Origin of the sequence: Paenibacillus sp. FSL W8-0186, assembly GCF_037969765.1 — a bacterium.
Lineage (GTDB): Bacteria > Bacillota > Bacilli > Paenibacillales > Paenibacillaceae > Fontibacillus > Fontibacillus woosongensis.
Window position 1 is genome coordinate 4,736,920 of sequence record NZ_CP150207.1, and the last position, 16,230, is coordinate 4,753,149.

The following is a 16,230-nucleotide window of genomic DNA, read 5'->3' on the forward strand; positions in this document are numbered from 1 at the left end:
TGACAATTTAATAAGAACCTCATCGGCATTTCGGATGAGGTAGAGGTCGCGATGTTGATCAGTACGTCCGGGGAGGCTTGGAAGCCGCCAATGAACCGGATGGAAAGGCAGCATCGCCGAAGCGTGTCCGTCCTGCTTCCCATGGACGGACATGCTGGGGCTGTTGCCGAAAGGGACAGAACTGTCACGGCTGACTCCTGCGGGAAGCCGTGTTGTGCTATCTTGAGGATTGTTTATGGGGTCACGGTATAACGATAAGACCGCGGAACCTTTCCGGCGGTCTTTTGTTTTTTTCTATTATTCATGTTTACTGAAAGGATGCAGATACGGACTATGGGCAGCAACAAGACAAACACATCTCAATTGAACCGGGGACTCAAAGCCCGCCATATGACGATGATCGCCCTCGGCGGGTCAATTGGGACCGGTTTGTTTCTCGCCAGTGGAGGAGCGATCGCCTCGGCGGGCCCCGGCGGCGCCCTTCTCGCTTACGCCGCCGTCGGAATCATGGTTTATTTCCTGATGACGAGCCTGGGCGAGCTGGCTACGTATATGCCGGATTCGGGCTCGTTCGAGACTTACGCCTCGCGTTTCGTTGATCCATCTCTGGGCTTCGCGATGGGTTGGAATTTCTGGTATAACTGGGCGATTACCATTGCGGCCGAGCTGTCGGCGGCAACGCTGATTATTAAGTACTGGTTCCCGGACAGTTCCTCCCTATTGTGGAGCGTTCTGTTCCTTGCCCTCATTTTGGGTCTCAACCTTCTATCTGTTAAGGGATACGGTGAATCGGAGTATTGGTTTGCCACCATTAAGGTTGCGGTAGTTATTATATTTCTGGCGGTCGGTGTGCTGATGATCTTCGGCATTATCGGCGGCGAAGCCGTCGGCTTCAAAAATTTCACGATCGGCGATGCGCCGTTCCACGGCGGATTCTTCGCCTTCCTCGGCGTATTTATGGCCGCGGGTTTCTCCTTCCAAGGAACGGAAATGGTCGGCGTCGCCGCCGGCGAAAGCGACAACCCGCGGGAGCATGTTCCCCGGGCGATCCGTCAGGTATTCTGGCGCATCCTTATTTTTTACATTTTGGCGATTTTCGTCATCAGCTTGCTCATTCCTTACACGAATCCTAATTTGCTGAAGGATGGCATCGAGAGCATTGGCGTCAGCCCGTTCACGCTCGTCTTCGAAAAAGCCGGACTGGCTTTCGCCGCCTCGGTGATGAACGCGGTCATTCTCTCCTCCGTTCTATCCGCAGGCAATTCCGGCATGTATGCGTCCTCCCGCGTTCTGTACTCGCTAGCCAAGCGGGGCAAAGCGCCGAAGTTCCTCGCACGGCTCAGCCGCCGGGGATTGCCGGTCAATGCGCTGCTGCTGACGACGCTGGTTGGAATGACCGCCTTCCTGGCCTCCCTGTTCGGAGACGGGATTGTGTATACATGGCTGCTTAACGCCTCGGGGATGTGCGGATTTATTACCTGGCTCGGCATCGCGATCAGCCATTACCGCTTCCGGCGAGCCTATATTGCCCAAGGCCGGGACCTGAACGATCTTCCCTACAAGGCTAAATGGTTCCCGTTCGGTCCGATCTTTGCCTTTGTACTATGTATTGTTGTCATTCTGGGGCAAAATCTGTCGGCCTTCACCGGAGGGCAGATCGATTGGTACGGTGTCGTTGTGTCATATATCAGTGTTCCCTTGTTCCTGGTCATCTGGCTCGGGTACAAATGGATTAAACGCACTAAAGTAGTTCCCCTGCAGGAATGCGAGCTGGAGCCGCCAGCACGAAAATAAGACCGATCGATCCATACTTTAGAAACAGGTATACGTGCAAAAAGGAGCTGCCCCGAAGTAGATGAATCTATTCGGGGACAGCTCCTTTCTTAAATATAGGAATATGAACTCAATTATAGCTAACTCAATTATTCTCCCAATGAATTTCGACCCGCAAATCATGAGTGCCTTCTAGCGGCTCGGCCAGATAAGAAATATGGCTGAGGCCAAGATCATACAGGCTTCCCAAATGATCGACGAGCTGCCGCTCTGAGCCGGCATAGCGGATCGTTACCGTCTGCTGTTTGCTGGCGTTCGCCTGCTTGACCTGAGCTTGAATTCCCTGGGCCGTGCTTAGGGCAGCATCCGGGCGGTACAGCGTATATTCCAGCTGCTTTTCCAGCTCCCGCAGTCCGGCAGCCGCTTGGCCGCCTGCTGCAATTAGCGATCCGAGCGTCTGACGATAGGATTGCTTTGCAGCCGGATATACGTTATTCCAGGTATGCGTCTTTCTCATTTGCTCGTCCGTCCGCATATAGTAGCCGTATTTAACGACACCCGGCATATCCGGAGCAGGATCATCCCACGTCGTATCAAGATGGTACCAATGTCCTCCCAAATATACGAGGTTCCAGGCGTGCAATTGGCCCCCCGCACTGCCTTCGACGATTCGATTGTTGATTCCCGCCTGCTGCAGGAGCTTGTACGTTAGCAGCGTATATCCCTGGCATACCGCTTCGCCTGTTTTCAAGCCTTCATATGCGGTATATTTCTGCAGCTTCTCATCATATTTCATATTTAACACGACATAATCGTGGATCACTTTAATTTTCTGATGTTCATTCATGCCGGGCTTCAGTATTTCCTTCAAAATCGCCTTTACCCTCTCGTCAACGTAAGCCGACTGCTCTGCCGTCTCCCGGTAGTATACTTGAAAGGTGATCTTGGCCGAACCGGAGGTACCTTTCCACGAATATGTATAACGGTCAACGACATACTTGGTGTAAGGATCGCTCTCCAGCGCCCCGTTTACAGCTTCCTTCAAAATATCCTTCAGGTTGCTCGTCGCGCCCTGATATTTCAAAGTGATGCTCGTTTTCCTGGCTCCCATAAGCTCGGCTAATACGGATTGAAGCTCCGTTGAAGAGGTTACGGCTACGTTCTCTGCAGCGATTTCCGATTGCGCGTATACTTCACTATAACCGACGACCGGCGGTACGGCACCAAACACAATTGCACTTGCAATCCCAGCCGTAATCCATCGTTTTGCGATTTGCTGCTTCATCATATCCCAACCCTTCTGCATAAAAATATAGCTTTTCCCGTTAGTTCAAGCCCATTGTAACATAACCTAATATGAAAAGGGCTTCTAGTTTTGTCGAATCCTCAGTCTCCTGCCGCCGCTTTCGACTTTGTGTCCTCCTGACAAAAAAGACGCTAAAATGCCTTATTTTCCTATACGATTTCCTTTTAAATGGATAGCAGTTTAGGTATAATATAAAACATATTAAACAGTGTGATAAATATCATTGCGCGATCAGCCATATTAGGAACGGAGAGACAAGTATATGACTATAGTAAATATATCGGACATTTCCGTTGAACTTTTTATTACTGTGATGTTTTTTATCCTGATCATTGCCCCGCTAGGCAGCCTAGGTTTGCTGCGCCTGTTCCAAGGGCGGAAGAAGAGCGGGCTCATTCTGATCGGCAGCGGAATTGTTAGTTATATCGTATTCCAGTTTGTTGCCGGCTTGATTGTCTAACAATACCTATACAACTTTGTCTTCGCATTATGGAATATAAGAGGAGAACGGGCTAACCGTTCTCCTCTTCTTGTTCCTATTTAGATTTCGCATCTTTGAATTGGAGGCCAAGGCTTTTCAGCCTTAAGCTTGAAGCAATGCATGCTCGGCTAATGCCTTATCAAATTGAAGCCTGTTCAATCCGGTAATGCGCTGCTCACCAATAACCGTGACCGGAACGACTTGTATTCCCATATCCAATACCTGCTGAGCGAACTCCTTGTTTCTCTGCACGTTGCGCTCCTCGTAAGAAACGCCACGCTCCGCAAGGTAGCTCTTGACCCGATGGCAGTTCGGACAGTTCGTGCTTGTATATACGATAACTTGACTCATATGATTTCTCCTCTTCCTACCCGGGTTTATCTAGTCTATATATCTATTATCTAGTAGTTATCTGTTATTTCGCAGCTGCAGCTGCAGCAGCCTCATGCTCCAGGCTTTCTATGAATTTCTCGCAATCGATCGCTGCCATACAGCCGCTTCCCGCAGCCGTAATAGCCTGGCGGTAACGGGTATCCTGAACGTCGCCGCAAGCGAATACGCCCGGTACGTTCGTCTCGGACGTTCCCGGCTTCACAATGATATAGCCATTCTCATCCGTATCGATTTGACCACCCAGGAAGCCCGTGTTCGGGTGATGCCCAATCGCTACGAATACACCGCTGGCCGGGATAACTTCCTCTTCCCCGGTCGCATTATTGCGTACTTTAAGCCCGGTTACGCCCATTTCGTTTGTCAGGACTTCAATCGGCGTCCGGTTCAGCGCCCATTCCACCTTCTCGTTGGCGCGCACGCGGTCCTGCATGATCTTCGAGCCGCGCAGTTCGTCCCGGCGGTGAACCAGCGTTACCTTGGAAGCGAATCTTGTCAAGAAGCCTGCTTCTTCCAACGCAGAGTCGCCCCCGCCGATGACGATGATTTCCTTCCCGCGGAAGAAAAAGCCGTCGCAGGTCGCGCAGGTGCTTACGCCACGGCCCACATTGTCCTGCTCGCCTGGAATTCCAAGATATTTGGCGGTAGCTCCCGTCGAAATTACTAGTGTTTCGGACACCAGCTCCCCAATGCCCTCCACTTGAAGTTTGAACGGACGGCTGCTCATATCGACCGAGTTCACCCAGCCCATACGGAATTCAGCGCCGAAACGCTCCGCTTGCTTGCGCATATTATCCATCAGCTCAGGCCCCATGATTCCTTCCGGGAAGCCGGGGAAGTTCTCTACATCCGTCGTCGTCGTCAGCTGGCCTCCAGGCTGAGGCCCTTCAATAACGAGCGGCTTCAGGTTCGCGCGGGCCAAGTAAATCGCCGCGGTCAGCCCTGCCGGGCCCGTTCCGATAATAATGGATTTATACATCTTATTACATCCTCCTTCAAGGCAATAATTTAACATGAGTGCCGCATATCTATTTATTCATTTTGATGACAGTACCTAATCTTTATTATCAAGTAATGATTAATTAAGGTCAATATTTGCGTTAGCCGTGTTCCGTGAAGGTTGCATGAAGGATCTATGAATCCGGGAAGGAACTGCCCTGCTTCAACGAAGCAGGCGCAGCCCGTTCAAAATGACGAGAAGCGTGCTGCCCTCATGCCCAATCACGCCGAGCGGAAGCGATATGCCTTGAACAAAGTTGCCTACGATTAACGTCAGAATGACGGCCGCGGCAAACACGAGATTTTGCTTCACGATTCTGCGGGCGCGGCGAGCCAATGCTACGGTCTCCGCAACCATTTCCAAATTATCGTTCATCAGCACGACATCCGCCACCTCAAGTGCGGCTCCTGTTCCGCCCGTGCCCATGGCCATGCCGACCGTGGCGGATGCAAGGGCTGGGGCATCGTTGACGCCGTCGCCGACCATCACGATATGTCCGTGCTTTTCCCGGAGGCTTCGAACATGATTTACCTTATCCTCCGGCAGCAAATCGCCAAACACCTGATCCACGCCAGCCTCTCTCGCTATAGCCTCGGCCGTCCCGCTACGGTCTCCCGTCAGCATCACCGTGGCAATCCCCATCTCGCGCAGCTTGGAGATTGCGGCAACCGCCTGAGGACGAATGACATCCTGCAGAGCAACCAGGCCCACATAGTCATTGTCCTGCATAATCAGCGAGACGGTATTGCCCTCTCCAACCAATATCTTCAGCCGCTCCATCAATGCGGCCGGCATGGCGGCGTCCTGCTCACTAGCCTTGCCAATGCGCCACATCCGTCCATTCACTCTGGCCTCGATGCCCCAGCCAGTAATGGCTCTCATATCCTCGGCCTCCTTAATCTGCAGACCTTCGCTGACGGCCTTGTTTACGATCGCCTTGGCAAGCGGATGCTCAGACAAGCTTTCAGCGGAAGCGCAAGCCGCCAGCACATCCAAGCGGTCATAGCCGTCAGCCACGAACAATTCCGTGACGACCGGCTGCCCGGCCGTTAACGTGCCCGTCTTGTCGAAAGCCACTACCTTCGTGTTGCCCAAATTGTCCATATGCGCTCCCCCCTTAAAGAGGACGCCCTTTCTAGCGCTTTTGGACATGGCCGATAGCATTGCTGGCATCACAGATGAGACCAGAGCGCAAGGCGAAGCCACGACGAGGAAGACCATCGCTTTATAAAAAGTAAATGACCAGCTCCAGCCGATCACCAGCGGGGCAAGCAGAATAAGCGCTGCTGTCGCTGCCACGATAGTTTTGGCATAAATGCCTTCCAGCCGTTTGATGAAGCGTTGGGACTCCGGCGTCTCATTCTGCGCCTGCTCGACGAGTGCGATAATTTTGGCAAAGAGAGTTCCTTCTGCCGGGCTCGTTACTTCTACATACAGAGCTCCTTCTCCGTTCAATGTTCCGGCAAATACGCTGTCGCCCAGCGCTTTATCCACCGGTATCGATTCCCCGGTAATGGCAGCTTGGTTGACGGCCGAACTGCCGCTTTGCACTACTCCGTCCGCAGGAATTACCTCGCCTGGCTTCACGAGCAGAAGGTCGCCGATGGCCAATTCTTCCACAGGAACGACCTTCATCCCGTCCTGGCCCACCTTCACCGCAGTTTCCGGTTTTAAGGAGATCAGCTCAGAGATATCCTTATGGCTGCGTTCGCTGGCAAAGGACTCCAGCGCGCCGCTCAAGGCGAAAATGAAGATGAGCATCGCGCCTTCATTCCAGTAGCCAATAGAGGCAGCTCCCAGCGCCGCGGCGATCATCAGCAGATTTACGTCCAGATCGCGATCTTTGATTAACGTCTCTAGCCCTTCTTTGGCTTTCAGGAATCCTCCCGTAAAATAAGCAGCAATATAGAGCAGCACGGATATCGTTTGCGAGAACGATCCTACTCCCCACGCCGTTAACATAAGCACGCCACTGCCCAGCGCAATAATAATCTCCCGATGCTTCAGCATGTGAAGCAGCGACTGACGCCGCCGTCTCCGCGGATTCGGAGAATTTGCGGACGCGGATTGCTGGATTGCGTTAACTCTTTTGTGTATCGCTTGCATATAAATCTCCTCCCTTGATGTGTTATCTAATTGAGAATGAATACTATTGTTAATGCCCTTAAAATGGCACATGCTGCCCCGGGAAAATCCCGGAGCAGCATGTAATTGAGAACGATAATCATTTTTGCATCAGAACAATAATTTTTCCTCAGTGAAACTTTAGATTCATTTTAAGCCTTTTTTCGCTTTATGTAAATAGGTGAGTAGACAAATCTGCTTGTGAAGGACGGCCCGTTGTCCTCTCTCCATCATTTTGATAGCTGTTGAGTAGGTTTTTAGCAGGGAGACAGGTGGGTGAGCCGGGCATGTTGGGGTGTTGGGGTGTTGGGGTGTTGGGGTGTTGGGGTGTTGGGGTGTTGGGGTGTTGGGGTGTTGGGGTGTTGGGGTGTTGGGGTGTTGGGCAGGTAGGCAGTTTGGCTAGATGAAATTTAGCTGGAGAGAAAGTTCGATGCCAATGGGTTTTCGCTGAAGTGGATCTTCATTGAGAGGTGAATTTCAGTCTGAAAGGTGGATCTTCATTGAGACTAACTGTATTTCATACATCTATTTAGCTTCATTCCGAGCAATATTGCGTTATAAATGTATTTCTTACATCTAAAATGTCACTTTTCACCATAGCAACCCGTAATCAGCTAATTTAATTGTAAGAAATACAGTTAGTTAAAGCGCCGCATGAAAAACATCTCATTCTAACTGCAACAATTGCAGTTAGTATCGTAATTGCCAGTCGATCACTGCCACTATAAACTCCTGTCACGATAATTACTCAACCTCATTAACAATATCACCGTTGACAGCTCAGCTATTTCAGCTACTTCAGCCACTACAGCTACTACCGTCCTTACAGTCATTTAAAGTCATTAAAACCACCTACAGTCACTTTAGTTACTCTCAGTCACTTTTTAGACATTGCAGTCATTGCAGCTACTAGTCACGATAGTCATTACAGCTACTAGTCACTGTAGTCACGATAGTCATTGCAGTCATTACAGCCATAATAGCCATAATAGCCACCGCAATCGGCATAGTCACTGCCTGATACTTTCACTGCCGTTGCAGCCCCACAGCAGCCGCCCAACGAACGGTTACCATCGCCCTGCCACCATGCCGCCACCATTAATCACCGAATTCATAAACGGTGTTATTGCCCAATTAAAAAAGCTGCTCCCAAGGCTTGATGACAAACCTTCGGGAGCAGCGTTCAGACTCGCATAGCTCTAACAGGATATAAACAGATGATTAGGCTTGGCTTGCCGCAATCGCTTGATCGAGATCATAGAGGATATCTTCAATCGACTCTGTGCCGATGGACAGGCGAATGAGTCCAGGAGTAACGCCTGCCGACAATTGCTCCTCCGGAGACAGCTGCAGATGCGTCGTGCTTGCCGGATGAATGATCAAGGATTTGGAATCACCGACGTTGGCCAAGTGCGAGAACAGTTTCACGCTGTTGATCAGCTTGCGGCCAGCTTCTACCCCGCCCTTGATTCCAAAGGTCAGGATTGCGCCTTGGCCCTTTGGCAGGTATTTCTGGGCAAGCGCATAGGATTCATGGCTAGGAAGTCCAGCATAGCTGACCCATTCGACATTCGGATGTGCTTCCAAATGCTTCGCTACCTTAAGCGCGTTCTCACTATGGCGTTCTACGCGCAGATGCAGCGTCTCCAGACCCTGAAGAAGCAGCCAAGCGTTAAATGGAGACAAGGATGCGCCCAGGTCGCGCTGCAGCTGTACGCGGGCTTTAATAATGTAAGCCAGCGGGCCAAGCGCCTCCGTATAGACAACGCCGTTGTAGCTCGGATCCGGCTCGGTCAGCCCCGGGAATTTGCCGCTGGCCTTCCAGTCGAACTTCCCGCCGTCAACGATGACGCCGCCAATGGAAGTGCCGTGTCCGCCGATGAATTTCGTGGCTGAGTGCACAACAATGTCTGCCCCGTGCTTAATCGGCTGCAGCAGGTACGGGCTTGGGAAGGTGTTGTCTACGATAAGCGGGATGCCGTGCTCATGAGCAATCGCGGCTACCGCTTCGATATCGAGGACATCGCCCTTCGGATTGCCGATCGTCTCTGCATACAGAGCTTTGGTCTTATCTGTGATCGCCGCGCGGAAATTTTCCGGGTTGGACGAATCCACGAAGGTCACTTTAATTCCCAGCTTCGCTAGCGTAGTAGAGAACAGGTTATACGTTCCGCCGTACAACGTGGCGGAGGAGACGATTTCATCCCCGGCACCTGCGATATTCAGGATCGAGAACGTAATCGCTGCCTGACCGGAGCTCGTGGCAAGTGCGCCAACGCCGCCCTCGAGCGCCGCGATTCTTTTCTCGAACACATCGTTCGTCGGGTTCATAATACGGGAGTAAATGTTGCCAAATTCCTTCAGTCCGAACAAATTGGCCGCATGCTCCGTATCGCGGAAGCCATAGGATGTTGTTTGATACAGCGGTACCGCGCGAGAATAAGTAGTAGGATCAATTTCCTGACCCGCATGAACCGCAAGTGTTTCAAGACCGAGTTGACGCTCTTCAGACATAGTTAAATCCTCCTTTAAATTTGCATACCCAAAAGGATGTCATTGTTTTTTCATATTCTCTCACATAATGAAGCGTTTGAAAATACCAAATCCGATAAAATTCCTATGAATTATTCATTTTCTCGATCTGCTGTGGACAACAAATAAGCCGACGGCTGAAAACCGCGGCTAATTTGTTCATATGTGCATGGATATGTGCATACTGTTCATAATTTCCGGAGAGCAGGTCGGGAATCATCTACATATTCACATGATCGACCGCTAAATACCGCTGATTCCCTCCCTGTTCAGGGTTATGCACATGTGGACAGTTATCTGCTCTGGGAATTCACAGAAAATTTGCGGATAAAATAGGCATCCTCCATAGACGGCAGCACCTCTGCCAAGCCTGGAAAAGGAACTCGCTCCGCGACAACTCTTACAACAAGCCCCGCCTCCGTCTCCCTCATAAAAATAACCCGCTCCTCCGGGAACTCGCGCATTTGCTCGCTTGTCACCGTTCCCTCCCAAACCTTTGAAGGAAGATCCCACTTCCATTCCGCCGCACCGCCCTCAAAACGAATCCCGCCGTTCTCAAGCCATAGTATGCGGTTCGCCGCCGCCTCCCACTCATTCAATTCATGAACAGCGGCAACGACGACCCGCCCCAGCGCATAACGCGTCAAATATGTTATGGCCATTTTCCGCTCCCCTGAATCCAGCGCGTTTAGCGGCTCGTCAAGGAAGAGGAATTTCGGCTGGGCCAGCAGAGACTGAACGATGGCAATCCTTCTCTGTACGCCGATCGATAACCGTCTGATCCGGGTATTGCGGTACGTCTCCAGCCGAAAATCGCGAATCAGGCGGTCGACCAGCTCGGTTTGGAACACTCCCTTCAGCTCAGCAAGGTACATAAGCAGTTTGTACGTCGTCATCTCCTCATACAGCTCGATGTCCGAAGGAACGTAGCCGATCTGGCTGCGGATAAGCGGCAGGTGATCGGCCGCTTCGCGGCCCTGATACGCGATCCTGCCCTTCCGCGGTTTGTCCACTGTAGCGAGCAGCCTAAGCAGCGTCGACTTTCCGGCTCCGTTAGGACCGACAAGCAGCGTCAGTCCCGGATATAGGCGCAGCTGTTCAATCTCCAGCTTAAACGTGCCAACAGGCTGCCGAACATAGTCAATGGATATCATGTCCTGCACCTGCGCCTACCTCGAATTTTACTTTGCGGCTGCGGTAATAAGAGCGTAACAGCAGCACAACTCCTGCTACCAGCAGCAGGCCATCGATTATTGCCCGGTACTCGACCCGCAGAAGGTAAGAATGGGAATTATCAATGTAAATGAACCACAGCACATATACAGCCAGGGCGCTGGCTAGAGCATAATAAATTCCTTTGCGAAAGAGAACATACATGGCCGCTCCGCTTGTCAGCAGCGTAATGCCGAGCCATTGCAGCAGAAAAGGGCCCAGCGGCAGGACAAATTCGCCGGCCTGGAAGATGCGAACGCTCACGACCACCGAGCTCATGAAGGCCCATACGACGATCAGGGCGATGACCATCAGCATTCGGCTGTACATGACAAGTGCCGGAGGATAAGGAGTAATGCTCTCGATCGAGCGCATTCCGGAATTCCATGTCCGGTAGCTGAACAGCATGGATGCGATCAGCATGAGCGGCGTGATAACCGGAAACAAAGAAGACGGCAGAACTCCAATAGACTTTACGGGCTGGCCCGGATCGACGAGAAGAATCAGCATCAAAAACACCGCCGAACTGGACATAATTAACGATTTGCGATTCAGGCGGAATTGGCTGCGCAGCAGCTTCCTCAGGGTTGGAGCTTCCACCTGCTCATTGAACTGAAGCGATTCCAAGGCATGATCCGCCTTGAGTGCATCAAATTCCGGCTGCAGCCTGCGAATCAGCTCCGCGGTCTCCGCCGGGGACGGCGGGGGGGCTATCGCGCGCCGCAGCGGCTCCCGCAGTTCTTCCTCCAGCTTTTCCAGCTCTTCATCGATAAAGTGATTCATGAAGCTGCACCTCCTTATCCTTATTTCTTCGGTTTCGGCTCCCCGCATGCGGGGATGATAAATCCGGCTCGGAGCCTTTGAGCAGCAAACGCTTCAGCTTGCGCAAGGCTCCGTATAAATGCGATTTGACGGAGCTAAGGGGGATTTCCTTCAGCTCCGCGATCTCCTGCAGCTTCAAATCATGGAAGAAGCGCATTCTAACCACTTCCTGCTGGATATCCGGCAAATATTCCAAGGTAGCTGCAATCTGCTTGGACATTTCCTGCCTTTCCAGCATCTCCTCGGCACCAGGAGCAGGATCGGCATCATCCGGAATCTCCTCAGCAGCGGTATACTCCGAACGATAGGCGGCACTGCGCCAATAATCCCGGCATAAATTCAGCGCCACTTTGTAGAGCCACGCCCGCAGCTGCTCCATCCCTCCATGCTGCCGCAGGTGCCGGATGAGCCGGATGAACGTCTCCTGGACGATATCCTCGGCTTTCCCGCGGTCTTTCAGCTGCTGGGTCACGTAATTCAGCAGAGGTCCATGATAGCGGGTAACTAGATGCTCGAAAGCATCCTGTTCCCCTAAGGCCACCCGCTCTGTTAATTGCTGATCGGAAATCATGACTCCCCCCCTCTCTCTTTTTTGTGATAAACAATAAGATTATTAAGCTCTATGGCTCTTTTTAGCTCTACTCCTCATCTCTGCCGACCCAGCGCTCCCGGCTGCCCATGACCCCTCCAGCCAGCAGTAATAAGGAGCCGGCAAGAACCAGTAAAATAACGCGGTTAGCAATAAATGAGGAGCCTTCCGTCAAATATGCCGTATACAGCGTAAAGCCTCCAAGAATGCGTCCGGCGCTCACCGTATCAAGTATCCATAGGGCAAAGGCAATTATTAAACCGCCGTAAAGCTTCTGGAACCAGGCGATGCCCAGCACGGCCACGGAAGCAAGCAGCATGTAGGCCGGCAGCGTCTGCAGCAGAAGCGGCAGGTACCCTGCCTGTCGGGATACGGCCTCACCGCCATTCCAGGGATGCATGACGTTCACGATACCGCCAAATTTCATCCGGTACATAGCCATCCAGCCCACTCCCGCCAACCCGGTGAGTACGAGAGCGAGTATCCACTTTCTCACGGCCATAAGCCGGAGGGATACGGGATAGGTGGCGATGACCTCCATGCTTCCCCCGCCGATTTCCCGCTCAAACAGCAGGACGGTGAGCATAATAACGATGGGGAACATCCCCATTTCCGCATAATAATTTACAGTCTGAGGGCGGTATGGATCGGCCAGCCAGATGGCTGCCCAATAGGTGAAATAAATAAGCAGCGTGAGCAGGAACAGCGGCTGCTTCCCGATGCTCAAATCAAGCCGCACCTGACTGCCCAGCGCCTTAAGCTCCGTTTTCATGTCCCATCACCCTCTCCCACTCCCGTTCCCAGGCTTCGTAAGGAATGGGGCTCGCTTGAACTGGTCCGTCCGGGTCCTCCAGCGGTATTTCCATCCCCTGAGCATAGAAGTAATTCAGTATTTCCTTCACTTGGCTGATTTTTCCCGCATCGATCGCCTTACCTGCCGCTTCAGCCATGCGGCCGCCCAAATTGTCGGGATCCTCATTGCTGTCCGGATGGAATAGCGCGCCAAGCATGCGGAAATCGGCCATTCCATTCTCTATGTCCTTATGGCTGAGCCCCTCGGCTTCTCTATAATAAACGTACCACATCAAGCTGCGCAGGGGCAGCCGGATGTCCTTCCTCGTATTCTCGATATGAAAAGAGCCCTTTCGCGTCCCCAGCAGCATTTCGGTCATCAGCAAACCAGCGTAGCCGTTATCCCCGCCGTGACTTGCAAAGATCGAGTACATTCCGTTCTCGGTCCTTTCGTTCATCATCTGCTTGGTTACGAAATAACCGACCTGTTGAATTTTCGGTTCAAAATCCGCTACCCATGAGGCGAAGTAACGGTAGTATCCGCTCCACTCCTGCAAGACATGCTCAGCTAGCGCCCTGCTGCTCGGTGTCGTAATGATCCGGCTTGGCAGCGATGGAACGCTAACCTCAACAAACGGCCCGCCGAATAAGCTGATGCCGTCCTTGCCGAACCCCTGAAACACCTGCATTTTGAAGTCAGCGCCATGCGGCTTATCGTTATTTCCCTGCGGCTCAAGTTCCGGCAAGCTTGTATAGAGTTTTGAATCGAAGCCTTTGACCGTTAACCGGTACTCGGCCGCCGGAAAAGGCATATCCTTATACATCGAGGCGAGCTGCAGCGTGTTGGACCAATCCTCCTTCGCATAGACGTGCCGCATGCCAGGAAACGGATACCAGACAAAATCCCTTGGCAGCAGCACATTGTCCCGTTGGACAAAAGCGTGGAATAGACCCTTTCCATTGTCTTCCGTAACCTTTCCCGAATAGCGGATCTCCAGGCCTACGCTCTCCCGCTGTTCCAGCGCATCACTCCAGGGCAGCGACAGCAAATCACCTTGCCGGGTAAAAGACACAGGATCACCGTTCGCTTTCACTTCACTAACGCTAAAAAGCCGGTTGAGTGTCAGCGTTATTTCTTCCTTGCCTTGAGGGATAAGGGCCGAAACCGGAATTTCCAGCCGGGCCGTGCCGAATAATACGTCATTCCCCGCTTTCTCCAGCACAAGATCATAATTTGCAACCTCAAACATTTCCGTTCGTTCATCCCACAATTTAACGATGTCCAGAATGGTCTCGTCATTGATTTTAGCGTTATAGCTGCTATACCTGTCATGCCACAGTAAACCGTAGGGGGCAAAAGCTGCACTGGCGAGCAGTACGGCCAGCCCCGCGGTGAACCACAAACGCGCCCCATGCTTGGTCGGACGCAGCAGGTTAAGAATTGTCACGGCAGCGGTCAGCAGCAACGCCGCGAATGCCAAGACGAATAATCCCGATCTTATCAGCTCATCGATATCCGTCCCATAACCCCATAGTTCATATCCCCGCGTCCCTTCAACGAACAGCTCGCTCAAGTGAAATGTGCGCAGTACATATAAATTGTACCTTTCTACAATAAATAGCTGCATGAAAAACGTCCCAAACATCCAGGCGCAGAAGCCGATTAAATAAACGACCCGATTCGGCAGACAAACGGCAAGGAGCATGGCCAGCGCCAGCGTCACGGCATACGAGATTTCATAAGATAAAAAGAAATAAACGCCGTGTGAGATGTTGATTGCAGATTGGATCCCCCTGCCATAGGAGAACGCGACAAACAAACCGGCAGCGAGCAGGGAAAACAAGGTTAAATATGCCATGGCTGCAGCAAATTTAGCCGTAATCCGCATCCCGTAGGACAAGGGCAGTCCCGTACTCCACTCGTAAGCGGGCCGCCTAATGTCGCGGCGAACGGCCAGAATGCCCAGGAGCATGACGATCCCCAGCGTAAGTGTATGAACCAGAGCATGAAAGCTGTAGGCCTCGATAAAAAAATTGTTCAGCGGCGAGACCGCCGACAGAAACCATGTATACAGTACCCCGTAAAGGGCCGGCAGCCCCATCAGCCAAGGATTGCGGAAAATATGATTCCATTCCAGCGCAAATTGGCGCTTCCATTTCCTCATCGCTGCCCTGCTCCTTCCTCCTGGGAAGACCTTAGCAGCGCTAAATAGCCATCCTCCAGGGTAGGACGAACTACGGCCGCATCCATATCAATAGGCGGGGCATCGGCGATGATCCGGCAGAGCAGCCCGTCATCCGTGCGCCGGGTGGATACGATGGACATCGGGTTCAGCTTAGCGAACAGGCTCTCTTCAACGATCCCTTCCCATACCTTGCCATCGCCGGCGGTCTGCAAGCGCGTCAAATCCCCAGAAAACCGGACTTCCCCCCGATCAAGCACGGCGATCTGCCGGCAGTTGCTCTCAATGTCCGCAACGATATGCGTGGACAGCAGCACAATCCGGCCCAGGCTAAACCGCGTAAGCAGATTGCGGAAGCGCACCCGCTCCTCCGGGTCCAATCCTGCAGTTGGCTCGTCGACAATCAGCACCTGGGGGGAGCCGAGCAGCGCCTGAGCAATTCCAAGGCGCCTTCTCATGCCGCCGGAATACGTGCGGATGCGCTTATTTCCCTTCTCCGCAAGGTTGACCTCCTCCAGCAGGCGGGAAATTTCCGCCTTGCGCTTGCGCGGATCGCTCATTCCCTTCATTACGGCGACATAATCCAAAAATTCCGCTCCGGTCAGCTGAGGATATACTTGAAACTGCTGCGGCAAATACCCGATCATTTTCCGGATGTCCTCCGCGTTCTTTAGCGATACTCCATGAATCAATGCGTCTCCCGAGCTCGGACGGATTAATGTAGCCAGGATGCGCATCAACGAGGTTTTGCCTGCGCCGTTAGGCCCAAGAAGGCCGACCATGCCCTCGCCGATCGTCAAATTGACGTCATCCAGCGCCATATGGCCCTTCCGGTACATTTTATACAAATGATTGATCTTGATCATGCCATCATTTCCTCATTTCATAACGGTAATGTAATGAATAACCCCGCGCGGTTGGCTTCTGCTACTGTAACGGGATAGCGGATCAAAAAGTTCGCGCTTTCCGCAGATTTATTTTTCCTTAGACCGCTGGCGGGATTTTTGCTAGAGTCTATATAGCCGT

Annotated in this window: 13 protein-coding genes and 1 riboswitch; of the genes, 2 read left to right on the forward strand and 11 right to left on the reverse strand. The window is 52.2% G+C overall.

What is annotated here, in order from left to right; all coding sequences use genetic code 11:
* Positions 1–32: 32 nt before the first annotated feature.
* Positions 33–228: riboswitch (Lysine riboswitch) on the forward strand.
* Positions 229–333: 105 nt separating this feature from the next.
* Positions 334–1,794: an amino acid permease gene (locus MKX50_RS21295; protein ID WP_339157738.1), complete on the forward strand. Its 1,461-nt coding sequence runs from the start codon at positions 334–336 to the stop codon at positions 1,792–1,794.
* Between the two features lie 124 nt (positions 1,795–1,918).
* Here MKX50_RS21295 and MKX50_RS21300 read toward each other — a convergent pair whose 3' ends face one another.
* Complete coding sequence (locus MKX50_RS21300; RefSeq protein WP_339157739.1) at positions 1,919–3,061, reverse strand: transglutaminase domain-containing protein; 1,143 nt, start codon at positions 3,059–3,061, stop codon at positions 1,919–1,921.
* A gap of 280 nt (positions 3,062–3,341) precedes the next feature.
* On the opposite strand from MKX50_RS21300, the gene MKX50_RS21305 reads away from it, so the two are divergent.
* Positions 3,342–3,539, forward strand: a complete 198-nt coding sequence (locus MKX50_RS21305; protein WP_213593861.1) for a hypothetical protein — start codon at positions 3,342–3,344, stop codon at positions 3,537–3,539.
* 123 nt (positions 3,540–3,662) lie between these two features.
* On the opposite strand, the gene MKX50_RS21310 is transcribed toward MKX50_RS21305, so the two are convergent.
* The 10 genes from MKX50_RS21310 to MKX50_RS21355 all read right to left on the reverse strand — a co-directional run bounded on the left by MKX50_RS21310 (position 3,663) and on the right by MKX50_RS21355 (position 16,070).
* The gene (locus MKX50_RS21310; protein WP_339157740.1) at positions 3,663–3,911 is read right to left on the reverse strand and encodes a glutaredoxin family protein; all 249 of its coding nucleotides are present in this window, start codon (positions 3,909–3,911) and stop codon (positions 3,663–3,665) included.
* A gap of 64 nt (positions 3,912–3,975) precedes the next feature.
* On the reverse strand, positions 3,976–4,929 hold the full coding sequence (gene trxB, locus MKX50_RS21315) for a thioredoxin-disulfide reductase (protein ID WP_213593865.1): 954 nt from the start codon (positions 4,927–4,929) through the stop codon (positions 3,976–3,978).
* Positions 4,930–5,112: 183 nt separating this feature from the next.
* A complete protein-coding gene (locus MKX50_RS21320) occupies positions 5,113–7,056 on the reverse strand; it encodes a heavy metal translocating P-type ATPase (RefSeq protein ID WP_339157741.1) in 1,944 nt (647 codons plus the stop codon).
* Positions 7,057–8,295: 1,239 nt separating this feature from the next.
* Positions 8,296–9,588: a homocysteine synthase gene (locus MKX50_RS21325; RefSeq protein ID WP_283925829.1), complete on the reverse strand. Its 1,293-nt coding sequence runs from the start codon at positions 9,586–9,588 to the stop codon at positions 8,296–8,298.
* Between the two features lie 311 nt (positions 9,589–9,899).
* Positions 9,900–10,760 (reverse strand): ABC transporter ATP-binding protein, encoded by an 861-nt coding sequence (locus tag MKX50_RS21330; protein WP_339157742.1) that lies wholly within the window; start codon positions 10,758–10,760, stop codon positions 9,900–9,902.
* Positions 10,747–11,601 carry a hypothetical protein gene (locus MKX50_RS21335; RefSeq protein ID WP_213593878.1) on the reverse strand — a complete coding sequence of 285 codons (855 nt, stop codon included), beginning with the start codon at positions 11,599–11,601 and terminating at the stop codon, positions 10,747–10,749. The genes MKX50_RS21330 and MKX50_RS21335 overlap by 14 nt, the downstream gene beginning before the upstream one ends.
* Positions 11,582–12,211, reverse strand: coding sequence for an RNA polymerase sigma factor (locus MKX50_RS21340; protein ID WP_213593880.1), 630 nt, complete (start codon positions 12,209–12,211; stop codon positions 11,582–11,584). Before MKX50_RS21340 ends, MKX50_RS21335 begins: the two co-directional genes overlap by 20 nt.
* Before the next feature lie 67 nt (positions 12,212–12,278).
* Complete coding sequence (locus tag MKX50_RS21345; RefSeq protein WP_339157743.1) at positions 12,279–13,001, reverse strand: hypothetical protein; 723 nt, start codon at positions 12,999–13,001, stop codon at positions 12,279–12,281.
* The gene (locus MKX50_RS21350; protein ID WP_339157744.1) at positions 12,985–15,186 is read right to left on the reverse strand and encodes a hypothetical protein; all 2,202 of its coding nucleotides are present in this window, start codon (positions 15,184–15,186) and stop codon (positions 12,985–12,987) included. The genes MKX50_RS21345 and MKX50_RS21350 overlap by 17 nt, the downstream gene beginning before the upstream one ends.
* Positions 15,183–16,070 carry an ABC transporter ATP-binding protein gene (locus MKX50_RS21355; protein ID WP_339157745.1) on the reverse strand — a complete coding sequence of 296 codons (888 nt, stop codon included), beginning with the start codon at positions 16,068–16,070 and terminating at the stop codon, positions 15,183–15,185. Before MKX50_RS21355 ends, MKX50_RS21350 begins: the two co-directional genes overlap by 4 nt.
* Between the last annotated feature and the right edge of the window lie 160 nt (positions 16,071–16,230).